This window comes from Serratia sp. TSA_130.1 (genome assembly GCF_052691795.1).
On record NZ_JBQZFS010000005.1, the window covers coordinates 252,945 to 265,324 of the forward strand.

The following is a 12,380-nucleotide window of genomic DNA, read 5'->3' on the forward strand; positions in this document are numbered from 1 at the left end:
GGCGTTCAGACGAAAAAAATGGCCCGCATCTGCGGGCCATTTTATTGCGCGGTCACGCGATTCAACGGCTGGTGACGCCGGCGACACGTTGGCTGCGCTGTTTGATGGCGTAACCGACGGCCAGGATCGCCACCCATACCGGGATCAGCAGCACCGAGATTTGAATGCCCGGCGTCAGGTACATGATCACCAGGATGCCGGCCATGAACAGCAGGCACAGGTAGTTGCTGAACGGGTACCAGAACGCTTTGAACTTCGGCACCACGCCTTCGCGGTTTTTGGCGGCGCGGAATTTCAGGTGCGCCAGGCTGATCATCGCCCAGTTGATCACCAGCGCCGATACCACTAACGCCATCAGCAGTTCGAAGGCGCGGCCCGGGATCAGGTAGTTAATCAGCACGCACAGCGCGGTGGCGAGGGCGGAAATGCCGATGGCTACCACCGGCACGCCGCGGCCGTCGACCTTCAGCAGGCTTTTCGGGCCGTTGCCCTGCTGCGCCAAGCCGTACAGCATGCGGCTGTTGCAGTAGACGCAGCTGTTGTAGACCGACAGCGCGGCGGTGAGCACCACGATGTTCAGCACGGTCGCCACCAGGTTGCTGTTCAGCGCGTGGAAGATCAGCACGAACGGGCTGCCGCCTTCAACCACTTTGCCCCACGGGTACAGCGACAGCAGAATGGCCAGCGAACCGATATAGAAGATCAGGATGCGGTAGATCACCTGATTGGTGGCTTTCGGAATGCTTTTTTGCGGGTTGTCGGCTTCGGCGGCGGTGATGCCGACCAGCTCGAGGCCGCCGAAGGAGAACATGATCACCGCCATCGCCATCACCAGGCCCATGACGCCGTTCGGGAAGAACCCGCCCTGCGCCCACAGGTTGGTGACGGTGGCTTCCGGGCCGCCCATGCCGCTGAACAGCAGGTAGGCGCCGAACACGATCATGCCGATAATCGCCACCACTTTGATGATGGCGAACCAGAACTCCATCTCGCCGTAAACTTTGACGTTGGCCAGGTTGATGGCGTTGATCGCCAGGAAGAATACCGCGGCGGAAACCCAGGTGGGGATCTCCGGCCACCAGTACTGCACGTAGATGCCGACCGCGGTCAGCTCCGCCATCGCCACCAGGACATACAGCACCCAGTAGTTCCAGCCGGAGGCGAAGCCGGCGAAGTTGCCCCAGTATTTGTAGGCGAAGTGGCTGAAGGAGCCGGCGACCGGCTCTTCCACCACCATTTCCCCCAGCTGGCGCATGATCAGAAACGCGATGAAGCCGCCGATGGCGTAGCCGAGGAGCACTGACGGGCCGGCCATTTTTATTGTTTGAGCGATACCGAGAAATAACCCGGTGCCGATTGCGCCACCTAAGGCGATGAGCTGAATATGGCGGTTTTTCAGGCCGCGCTTCAGCTGGTCACCATGCTGTTGACCATCCATCAATCTAACCCTCTGTCGTTGTGAATGCCCACCTGCCTGTAAAGCAGTGGTTACGATGTGTGTTTTGTTTTATTTACGGCGTTATAGCTATTAATTCCACGGCGCCGCTACCGTTTGGCAGAGAATAATGTTATGCGCGTCGGTTTGCACCTGCTTTGTCGTGTGAGTGATTAAGATTGCAGCAGTTTAGGAAACAAAATGCGGGTTGTGTGACGGCAGGGGGGATTCAGTGCATGAAATAAGCAACAAATCACATAATGCGCAAAAATAACGTAGATCTGAACGGTGGGCCGCGTTCAAATAATGCACGAACCGCCGTTGCGCTGTTCGCCAAATAGCCATTCATTAAAGCGTAATAACCATGCAATAAAACTCGGGCAAAAAGTTTGCACTCTGCCTTGCGTAAGGTTTGGTAAAAGTTAAATCCCCAACCCGCCGCGTAAATGGTAATACCATCACGGCGTTACCGGTTTGCAGCGGGGTTTTCAGCGGGGTGTTAAAATGTGCGGGTAACCTGATTTCGATCAAGGCCCGTATGGACAGGAGGTGAATACTTTGTTACTTTACCGTCACGTTTTTGAAATTGGTATTACCAATTGACTCCGCGCCATTCGCAGAGAAGAATTCACTCATGGCCTACAGCAAAATCCGCCAACCCAAGTTGTCAGATGTTATCGAGCAACAGCTCGAATACCTGATCCTCGAGGGGACACTGCGCCCAGGCGAAAAACTGCCTCCGGAGCGCGAGCTGGCGAAACAATTTGATGTCTCCCGTCCTTCTCTGAGAGAGGCCATTCAGCGCCTTGAAGCGAAAGGGCTGCTCCTGCGCCGTCAGGGCGGCGGCACCTTCGTGCAAACTAATCTGTGGCAGAGCTTCAGCGATCCGCTGGCCGAGCTGCTGGCCGACCATCCCGAATCACAGTTCGATCTGCTGGAAACCCGTCACGCGCTGGAAGGCATTGCCGCCTATTACGCGGCGCTGCGCGGCACCGATGAAGATCTGGCGCGCATCCGCGATTGCCACATCGTGATTCAACAGGCTCAAGACAGCGGCGATCTCGACGCCGAAGCCGATGCGGTCATGCAGTATCAAATCGCCGTGACTGAAGCCGCTCACAACGTTGTGTTACTTCACCTGCTACGCTGCATGGGGCCGATGCTGGAACAGAACGTGCGTCAGAACTTTGAATTGCTCTACTCGCGCCGTGAGATGTTGGCAAAAGTGAGCAGCCACCGCGCCGGAATTTTTGAGGCGATTGTGGCACGCGAGCCGGAAAAGGCCCGTGAAGCCTCGCATCGCCACTTGGCGTTTATCGAGGAAATCTTGCTGGATCTCAGCCGGGAGCATACTCGGCGCGAGAGATCGCTGCGGCGTCTCCAGCAACGCAAGGATTAAGAGCTGTCCTCTTCAGGGTACACCAGCCTGCGGGGGTTAAGTTCGAGGTACTTAGTTAAGTACTTAAGCGGCAACTAAACTGATGGGCCTGTCTTCGTGTGTTTTTTCACAGAGCACAGGAAGACAGGCTCCAAACAAACCATTAGACAGATAAGGAATACCACCATGTCAGAACGTTTAAACAATGACGTGGATCCGATCGAAACCCGCGACTGGCTGCAGGCGATCGAATCGGTCATCCGTGAAGAGGGTGTTGAGCGAGCTCAGTTTCTGATTGATCAGGTATTGGGAGAAGCCCGCAAAGGCGGCGTTAACGTTGCGGCCGGTGCTGCAGCGCACAACTACGTCAACACCATCGCGGTAGAAGACGAACCGGCTTACCCAGGCAACCTGGATCTGGAACGCCGCATTCGCTCTGCGATCCGTTGGAACGCGATCATGACCGTTCTGCGCGCATCCAAGAAAGACCTGGAGCTGGGCGGCCACATGGCTTCCTTCCAGTCTTCCGCGACCTTCTATGAAGTCTGCTTTAACCACTTCTTCCGCGCACGCAACGAGAAAGACGGCGGCGACCTGGTCTACTTCCAGGGCCACATCTCTCCGGGCGTTTACGCGCGCGCCTTCCTTGAAGGCCGCCTGACCGAAGAACAGATGAACAACTTCCGTCAGGAAGTGCACGGCAACGGCCTGTCCTCTTACCCGCATCCTAAGTTGATGCCGGAATTCTGGCAGTTCCCGACCGTATCCATGGGCCTGGGCCCAATCAGCGCCATCTATCAGGCGAAGTTCCTGAAATACCTGGAACACCGCGGCCTGAAAGACACCTCTGAGCAGACCGTTTACGCCTTCCTGGGCGACGGTGAGATGGATGAGCCGGAATCCAAAGGCGCCATCACCATCGCCACCCGCGAGAAGCTGGACAACCTGGTGTTCGTCATCAACTGCAACCTGCAGCGCCTGGACGGCCCGGTCACCGGTAACGGCAAGATCATCAACGAACTGGAAGGCATCTTCTCCGGCGCAGGCTGGCAGGTGCTGAAAGTGATCTGGGGCGGCCGTTGGGACGAGCTGCTGCGCAAAGACACCAGCGGTAAACTGGTTCAGCTGATGAACGAGACCCTGGACGGCGACTACCAGACCTTCAAATCCAAAGACGGCGCTTACGTGCGCGAGCACTTCTTCGGCCGTTACCCGGAAACCGCGGCGCTGGTCAAAGACATGACCGACGACGAAATCTGGGCGCTGAACCGTGGTGGTCACGATCCGAAGAAAATCTTCGCTGCACTGAAAAAAGCGCAGGACACCAAAGGCAAACCGACCGTTATCCTGGCTCACACCATCAAAGGTTACGGCATGGGTGAAACCGCGGAAGGTAAAAACATCGCTCACCAGGTGAAAAAAATGAACATGGAAGGGGTTCACCACTTCCGCGATCGTTTCAACGTGCCGGTTGCCGATGCTGACATCGAAAAACTGCCGTACATCACCTTCGAGAAAGATTCCGAAGAGTACAAATACCTGCACGAACGTCGCCAGGCTCTGAAAGGCTATGTGCCTACCCGTCTGCCGGAGTTCACCCAGAAGCTGGAAATGCCGGCGCTGGAAGATTTCAGCTCGCTGCTGGAAGAGCAGAACAAAGAGATCTCCACCACTATCGCCTTCGTGCGTGCCCTGAACGTGATGCTGAAGAACAAGTCGATCAAAGATCGCCTGGTGCCAATCATCGCCGACGAAGCGCGTACCTTCGGTATGGAAGGTCTGTTCCGTCAGATCGGTATCTACAGCCCGAACGGCCAGCAGTACACCCCGCAGGACCGTGAGCAGGTTGCTTACTACAAAGAAGACGAGAAAGGCCAAATCCTGCAGGAAGGCATCAACGAACTGGGCGCAGCCTCTTCCTGGCTTGCCGCAGCGACCTCCTACAGCACCAACGATCTGCCGATGATTCCGTTCTACATCTACTACTCGATGTTCGGTTTCCAACGTATCGGCGACCTGTGCTGGGCAGCGGGCGACCAACAGGCGCGCGGCTTCCTGATCGGTGGGACCTCGGGCCGTACTACCCTGAACGGCGAAGGTCTGCAGCACGAAGATGGCCACAGCCACATCCAGTCTCTGACCATCCCTAACTGCATCTCTTACGATCCGGCTTACGCGTACGAAGTGGCGGTCATCATGCACGATGGTCTGGTGCGCATGTATGGCGACAACCCGGAAAACGTGTACTACTACCTGACCACGCTGAACGAAAACTACCACATGCCTGCGATGCCGCAGGGTGCGGAAGAAGGTATCCGCAAGGGTATCTACAAGCTGGAAACGCTGGAAGGCAGCAAAGGCAAGGTGCAGCTGCTGGGCTCCGGCGCCATCCTGCGCCACGTGCGCGAAGCTGCGCAGATCCTGGCGAAGGACTACGGCGTGGGTTCCGACACCTACAGCGTGACCTCGTTCACCGAACTGGCGCGCGACGGCCAGGATTGCGAGCGCTGGAACATGCTGCACCCAACCGAAGCGCCACGCGTGCCTTACATCGCTCAGGTGATGAGCGATGCGCCGGCGGTAGCCTCTACCGACTACATGAAACTGTTCGCCGAACAGGTTCGTACTTATGTGCCGGCCAGCGATTATCGCGTACTGGGCACCGACGGCTTCGGTCGTTCGGACAGCCGCGAAAACCTGCGTCATCACTTCGAAGTCGATGCATCTTACGTGGTGGTTGCTGCTCTGGGTGAACTGGCTAAACGCGGTGAGATCGAAGCTTCTGTGGTTGCTGATGCAATCAAGAAATTCGACATCAACCCGGAAAAAGTTAACCCGCGTCTGGCCTAAGAGGTACTGAATAATGTCTATCGAAATCAACGTACCGGACATCGGTGCAGATGAAGTCGAAATCACCGAGATTCTGGTGAAGGTCGGCGATAAAGTTGAAGCGGAACAATCGCTGATCACCGTGGAAGGCGACAAGGCTTCCATGGAAGTGCCCTCCCCGCAGGCGGGCGTGGTGAAAGAGATCAAAGTGGCGGTCGGCGATAAAACCGAAACCGGCAAACTGATCATGATCTTCGAAGCGGCAGGCGCAGCGGAAGCTGCACCGGCGGCGAAAGCGGAAGAAAAACCGGCGGCAGCAGCTGCCCCGGCTGCCGCTGCGGCCAAAGACGTTGCTGTGCCGGATATCGGCGCCGACGAAGTCGAAGTGACCGAGATCCTGGTGAAAGTGGGCGACAAGGTGGAAGCCGAGCAGTCCCTGATCACTGTGGAAGGCGACAAGGCTTCCATGGAAGTCCCTGCGCCGTTCGCGGGCACCGTGAAAGAGATCAAGATCGCGACCGGCGACAAAGTGAAAACCGGTTCCCTGATCATGGTGTTCGAAGTGGCCGGCGCCGCTTCCGCTGCGGCCCCGGCTGCGGCGCAAGCACCGGCTGCCGCCGCAGCGCCTGCGGCCTCTGCGGCTAAAGACGTCGCCGTGCCGGATATCGGCGGTGACGAAGTCGAAGTGACCGAGGTGATGGTCAAGGTGGGCGACAAGGTTGCCGCCGAGCAGTCTCTGATCACCGTGGAAGGCGACAAGGCCTCCATGGAAGTGCCAGCGCCGTTCGCGGGCACCGTGAAAGAGATCAAGATCGCGACCGGCGACAAAGTGAAAACCGGCTCCCTGATCATGGTGTTCGAAGTGGAAGGCGCTGCGCCTGCCGCTGCCGCCGCTCCAGCCGCTAAAGCGGACGCTGCGCCGGCGCCGGCCGCCGCTAAAGCCGCCGCTCCGGCTGCGAAAGCTGAAGACAAAGGCGAGTTCGCCGAGAACGCGGCCTACGTGCACGCGACTCCGGTCATTCGTCGTCTGGCGCGTGAATTCGGCGTTAACCTGGCGAAAGTGAAAGGCACCGGTCGTAAAGGCCGCATCCTGCGCGAAGACGTTCAGGCTTACGTGAAAGACGCGGTGAAACGCGCTGAAGCGGCCCCGGCTGCTGCCGGCGGCGGTCTGCCAGGCATGCTGCCATGGCCGAAAGTGGACTTCAGCAAGTTCGGCGAGATCGAAGAAGTCGAAATGGGCCGCATCCAGAAGATCTCTGGCGCGAACCTGAGCCGCAACTGGGTGATGATCCCGCACGTGACTCACTTCGACAAAACCGACATCACCGATCTGGAAGCGTTCCGCAAGCAGCAGAACGAAGAAGCGGCCAAGCGCAAGCTGGACGTGAAGTTCACGCCTGTCGTGTTCATCATGAAAGCCGTCGCTGCCGCTCTGGAGCAGATGCCGCGCTTCAACAGCTCGCTGTCCGAAGACGGTCAGAAGCTGACGCTGAAGAAATACATCAACATCGGCGTGGCGGTAGATACCCCGAACGGCCTGGTGGTTCCGGTGTTCAAGGACGTGAACAAGAAGAGCATCACCGAGCTGTCTCGCGAGCTGATGACCATCTCCAAGAAAGCGCGCGACGGCAAGCTGACCGCGGGCGAGATGCAGGGCGGCTGCTTCACCATCTCCAGCCTGGGCGGCATCGGGACAACTCACTTCGCGCCGATCGTCAACGCGCCGGAAGTGGCTATCCTGGGTGTCTCCAAGTCTGCGATGGAGCCGGTCTGGAACGGTAAAGAGTTCATGCCGCGCCTGATGATGCCGATGTCGCTGTCCTTCGACCACCGCGTTATCGACGGTGCCGATGGTGCGCGCTTCATCACCATCATCAACAACATGTTGTCCGACATTCGCCGTCTGGTGATGTAATGCAAAAGGGGCGCAGCATGCTGCGCCCCTGACGATTCTGTAGCAGTTTTGTCGGATTTTGCATAACTCGACAAAATTGTTGAGACACGGGTCACTCGAACACGCTTTGCAGATTATTAACAATTCTGTAAACTGCTCGCGGTGTAAGCGTCCCGGTGGATGAAGGGCGTTATGAGATCGATTAGCAATAAAAATGACGTCTGACCCGCCGGACAATCAATTAAGAGGTCATGATGAGTACTGAAATTAAAACTCAGGTCGTGGTACTTGGGGCGGGCCCGGCAGGTTACTCTGCAGCCTTTCGTTGCGCTGACTTAGGTCTTGAAACCGTTCTGGTTGAACGTTATTCCACTCTGGGCGGGGTTTGCCTGAACGTGGGATGTATCCCTTCCAAAGCACTGCTGCACGTTGCCAAAGTGATCGAAGAAGCCAAAGCGTTGGCCGAACACGGCATCGTTTTCGGCGAGCCGAAAACCGACATCGACAAAGTGCGCGTCTGGAAAGAAAAAGTCATCACTCAGCTGACCGGCGGTCTGGCTGGCATGGCGAAAGGCCGTAAAGTGAAAGTGGTCAACGGCCTGGGCAAGTTCACCGGCGCTAACACCCTGGTTGTTGAAGGCGAAAACGGCCCAACCACCATCAACTTCGACAACGCCATCATCGCTGCAGGTTCTCGTCCGATCCAACTGCCATTCATTCCTCATGAAGATCCACGCGTGTGGGATTCTACCGATGCGCTGGCGCTGAAAACCGTCCCAGAGCGTCTGCTGGTTATGGGCGGCGGCATCATCGGCCTGGAAATGGGCACCGTATACCATGCGCTGGGTTCACAGATCGACGTCGTTGAAATGTTCGATCAGGTTATCCCGGCGGCAGATAAAGACGTGGTGAAAGTCTTCACCAAACGTATCAGCAAGCAGTTCAACCTGATGCTGGAAACCAAAGTGACCGCGGTAGAAGCCAAAGAAGACGGCATCTACGTCACGATGGAAGGTAAAAAAGCGCCGGCAGAGCCACAGCGTTACGACGCGGTGCTGGTGGCGATCGGCCGCGTGCCGAACGGCAAACTGCTGGATGCCGGCAAAGCCGGTGTTGAAGTTGACGAGCGTGGCTTCATCAACGTCGACAAACAGCTGCGCACCAACGTGCCGCACATCTTCGCCATCGGCGACATCGTCGGTCAGCCGATGCTGGCGCACAAAGGCGTGCACGAAGGTCACGTCGCCGCAGAAGTTATCGCCGGCATGAAGCACTACTTCGATCCGAAAGTGATCCCATCCATCGCTTATACCGAGCCGGAAGTGGCGTGGGTGGGTCTGACCGAGAAAGAAGCGAAAGAGAAAGGCATCAGCTACGAAACCTCCACCTTCCCGTGGGCGGCTTCCGGCCGTGCGATCGCTTCCGACTGTGCAGACGGCATGACCAAACTGATCTTCGACAAAGAAACTCACCGCATCATCGGTGGCGCGATTGTCGGCACCAACGGCGGCGAGCTGCTGGGTGAAATCGGTCTGGCTATCGAGATGGGCTGCGACGCGGAAGACATCGCGCTGACCATCCACGCTCACCCGACCCTGCACGAATCCGTGGGCCTGGCGGCGGAAATCTACGAAGGCAGCATCACCGACCTGCCTAACCCGAAAGCCAAGAAGAAGTAATTCTGCTGGTTTGACCGGTTAACAAGCGGCTCCTGAGAAGGGGCCGTTTTTTTTTTGCTCAGATGCAGAACGCGGTTTTTTGTGGCCGCTGCGCCAAATTCCGATCCTCATGCTTATATCCATTTCAATTATGTGGATATAATGCCCTGTTTGTCCGGCAGCCGATTACGCTGCGCTCAACGATTCAGCAAAGATTTAATGTTGCTTTTATGTGAACGAATTAACAACCGTTTCAAATCCTGATATGCTGGCTGAGCGGAACCGGGCACTGTACCTTACAGTCCAGGACATCGACAGCAGTGCCCCGTCAGGATAGATGGCATCAATATCGCCGTGCGCTCTACCCATCAGTCTTTCATGCTGTAACGCTGTTTGACCGTGCTTGTTTGCCCCAATCACCGTTTCGGGGCCTTTACGGGCCGATCGCCTAGCCACAGAGTGAAACCCAAAGGGTATAAACCCGGTTTGCATATACGCCAGGCACAATAAATGACAATGAGAGCGAGGAGAACGTCGTGCTAGAAGAATACCGTAAGCACGTAGCCGAGCGTGCTGCTGAGGGCATCGCCCCTAAGCCGCTAGACGCCACCCAAATGGCCGCGCTGGTCGAACTACTGAAGAATCCGCCAAAAGGCGAAGAAGAATTCCTGTTAGACCTGCTGATTAACCGTGTTCCACCGGGCGTCGACGAAGCCGCCTACGTCAAAGCAGGTTTCCTGGCGGCCATCGCCAAAGGTGAAGCGACATCCCCCCTGGTTACCCCCGAGAAAGCCATTGAACTGTTAGGCACCATGCAGGGCGGCTATAACATTCATCCGCTGATCGAAGCCCTGGACAACGAAAAGCTGGCGCCGATCGCCGCCAAAGCGCTGTCCCACACGCTGCTGATGTTCGACAACTTCTACGATGTAGAAGAGAAGGCGAAAGCCGGCAACGCGCACGCCAAGCAGATCATGCAGTCCTGGGCCGATGCCGAATGGTACCTGTCGCGCCCGGAGCTGGCGGAAAAGATCACCGTCACCGTGTTCAAAGTGACCGGCGAAACCAACACCGATGACCTGTCTCCGGCGCCGGACGCCTGGTCGCGCCCGGATATCCCGCTGCACGCGCTGGCGATGCTGAAAAACGAACGTGAAGGCATCGTGCCGGATCAGCCGGGCAGCGTCGGCCCGATCAAACAGATCGAGCTGCTGAACAAGAAAGGCTTCCCGCTGGCCTACGTCGGCGACGTGGTCGGCACCGGTTCCTCCCGTAAATCCGCCACCAACTCGGTGCTGTGGTTCATGGGCGACGACATCCCGCACGTGCCGAACAAGCGCGGCGGCGGCGTGGTGCTGGGCGGCAAGATTGCGCCTATCTTCTTCAACACCATGGAAGATGCCGGCGCCTTGCCGATCGAAGTGGACGTGTCCGAGCTGAACATGGGCGACGTGATCGACGTTTACCCGTACAAAGGTGAAGTGCGCAACCACGAAACCGGCGCGCTGATCGCCAACTTCGAGCTGAAAACCGACGTGCTGCTGGATGAAGTGCGCGCCGGCGGCCGTATCCCGCTGATCATCGGCCGTGGCCTGACCACCAAGGCGCGTGAAGCGCTGGGTCTGCCGCACAGCGACGTGTTCCGCATCGCCAAACCGGTGGCCGCCAGCAACAAAGGCTTCTCGCTGGCGCAGAAAATGGTCGGCCGCGCCTGCGGCGTCGCCGGCATTCGCCCTGGCGAATACTGCGAGCCGAAGATGACCTCCGTCGGCTCTCAGGACACCACCGGCCCGATGACCCGCGATGAGCTGAAAGACCTGGCCTGCCTCGGCTTCTCCGCCGATCTGGTCATGCAGTCGTTCTGCCACACCGCCGCGTACCCGAAACCGGTCGACGTGACCACGCACCACACGCTGCCTGACTTCATCATGAACCGCGGCGGCGTCTCGCTGCGCCCGGGCGACGGCGTGATCCACTCCTGGCTGAACCGCATGCTGCTGCCTGACACCGTCGGCACCGGCGGCGATTCCCACACCCGCTTCCCGATCGGCATCTCCTTCCCGGCCGGTTCCGGCCTGGTGGCGTTTGCCGCCGCGACCGGCGTGATGCCGCTGGATATGCCTGAGTCGGTGCTGGTGCGCTTCAAAGGCAAAATGCAGCCGGGCATCACCCTGCGCGATCTGGTGCACGCCATCCCTTACTACGCGATCCAGCAAGGGCTGCTGACCGTCGAGAAGAAGGGCAAGAAAAACATCTTCTCCGGCCGCATTCTGGAGATCGAAGGCCTGCCGGATCTGAAGGTCGAGCAGGCGTTTGAGCTGACCGATGCGTCCGCCGAACGTTCCGCCGCCGGTTGTACCATCAAGCTGGACAAGGCGCCGATTGAAGAGTACCTGAACTCCAACATCGTGCTGCTGAAGTGGATGATCTCCGAAGGCTACGGCGATCGCCGTACGCTGGAGCGCCGTATTCAGGGCATGGAAAAATGGCTGGCGGATCCGCAACTGCTGGAAGGCGATGCGGATGCGGAATACGCAGCGGTGATCGACATCGATCTGAACGAGATCAAAGAGCCGATCCTGTGTGCGCCGAACGATCCTGACGATGCGCGCCTGCTGTCTGACGTGGCCAACAGCAAAATCGATGAAGTGTTCATCGGTTCTTGCATGACTAACATCGGCCACTTCCGCGCGGCGGGCAAGCTGCTGGATCAGCACAAGGGCCAGCTGCCGACCCGTCTGTGGGTGGCGCCGCCAACCAAGATGGATGCGGCTCAGCTGACCGAAGAAGGCTACTACAGCGTCTTCGGCAAGAGCGGCGCGCGTATCGAGATCCCGGGCTGCTCACTGTGCATGGGCAACCAGGCGCGCGTGGCGGACGGCGCGACGGTGGTTTCCACCTCAACCCGTAACTTCCCGAACCGTCTGGGCACCGGCGCCAACGTCTATCTGGCGTCTGCCGAACTGGCCGCGGTAGCGTCCCTGCTGGGCCGCCTGCCGACGCCGGACGAGTACCAGACCTATATGGCGCAGGTCGATAAGACGGCGGCGGATACCTACCGCTACCTGAACTTTGACCAGCTGGGTCAGTACACCGAAAAAGCCGACGGCGTGATCTTCCAAACCGCCGTGTAAGCCGCTATATTGCGCAACTGTTTAACGGGAGGCCTTGGCCTCCCGTTTTATT

6 protein-coding genes are annotated in these 12,380 nt (G+C 58.1%); 5 read left to right on the forward strand and 1 reads right to left on the reverse strand.

Annotated elements, in window-relative coordinates; all coding sequences use genetic code 11:
* Positions 1 to 61 precede the first annotated feature (61 nt).
* The gene (locus ACUTQY_RS18630) at positions 62 to 1,438 is read right to left on the reverse strand and encodes an amino acid permease (RefSeq protein ID WP_042785360.1); all 1,377 of its coding nucleotides are present in this window, start codon (positions 1,436 to 1,438) and stop codon (positions 62 to 64) included.
* Positions 1,439 to 2,069: 631 nt separating this feature from the next.
* Between ACUTQY_RS18630 and pdhR the strand changes: the two genes are divergently transcribed.
* The 5 genes from pdhR to acnB all read left to right on the forward strand — a co-directional run bounded on the left by pdhR (position 2,070) and on the right by acnB (position 12,328).
* Positions 2,070 to 2,834 (forward strand): pyruvate dehydrogenase complex transcriptional repressor PdhR, encoded by a 765-nt coding sequence (pdhR, locus tag ACUTQY_RS18635; protein ID WP_004937490.1) that lies wholly within the window; start codon positions 2,070 to 2,072, stop codon positions 2,832 to 2,834.
* 165 nt (positions 2,835 to 2,999) lie between these two features.
* Positions 3,000 to 5,663 (forward strand): pyruvate dehydrogenase (acetyl-transferring), homodimeric type, encoded by a 2,664-nt coding sequence (gene aceE / locus ACUTQY_RS18640; protein WP_046687795.1) that lies wholly within the window; start codon positions 3,000 to 3,002, stop codon positions 5,661 to 5,663.
* A 13-nt stretch (positions 5,664 to 5,676) separates the two neighbouring features.
* Positions 5,677 to 7,557 (forward strand): pyruvate dehydrogenase complex dihydrolipoyllysine-residue acetyltransferase, encoded by a 1,881-nt coding sequence (gene aceF / locus ACUTQY_RS18645; protein WP_033644691.1) that lies wholly within the window; start codon positions 5,677 to 5,679, stop codon positions 7,555 to 7,557.
* A gap of 233 nt (positions 7,558 to 7,790) precedes the next feature.
* Complete coding sequence (lpdA, locus tag ACUTQY_RS18650; protein WP_033644926.1) at positions 7,791 to 9,215, forward strand: dihydrolipoyl dehydrogenase; 1,425 nt, start codon at positions 7,791 to 7,793, stop codon at positions 9,213 to 9,215.
* A 515-nt stretch (positions 9,216 to 9,730) separates the two neighbouring features.
* Entirely contained in the window at positions 9,731 to 12,328 is a 2,598-nt protein-coding gene (gene acnB / locus ACUTQY_RS18655; protein WP_033644692.1) for a bifunctional aconitate hydratase 2/2-methylisocitrate dehydratase, read from the forward strand.
* Positions 12,329 to 12,380 lie beyond the last annotated feature (52 nt).

Excerpts from the sequence above, each read along its gene's own strand:
- ACUTQY_RS18630 (WP_042785360.1), bottom strand. The coding sequence starts at position 1,438 with ATGGATGGTCAACAGCATGGTGACCAGCTGAAGCGCGGCCTGAAAAAC.
- pdhR (WP_004937490.1), top strand. The coding sequence starts at position 2,070 with ATGGCCTACAGCAAAATCCGCCAACCCAAGTTGTCAGATGTTATCGAG.
- aceE (WP_046687795.1), top strand. The coding sequence starts at position 3,000 with ATGTCAGAACGTTTAAACAATGACGTGGATCCGATCGAAACCCGCGAC.
- aceF (WP_033644691.1), top strand. The coding sequence starts at position 5,677 with ATGTCTATCGAAATCAACGTACCGGACATCGGTGCAGATGAAGTCGAA.
- lpdA (WP_033644926.1), top strand. The coding sequence starts at position 7,791 with ATGAGTACTGAAATTAAAACTCAGGTCGTGGTACTTGGGGCGGGCCCG.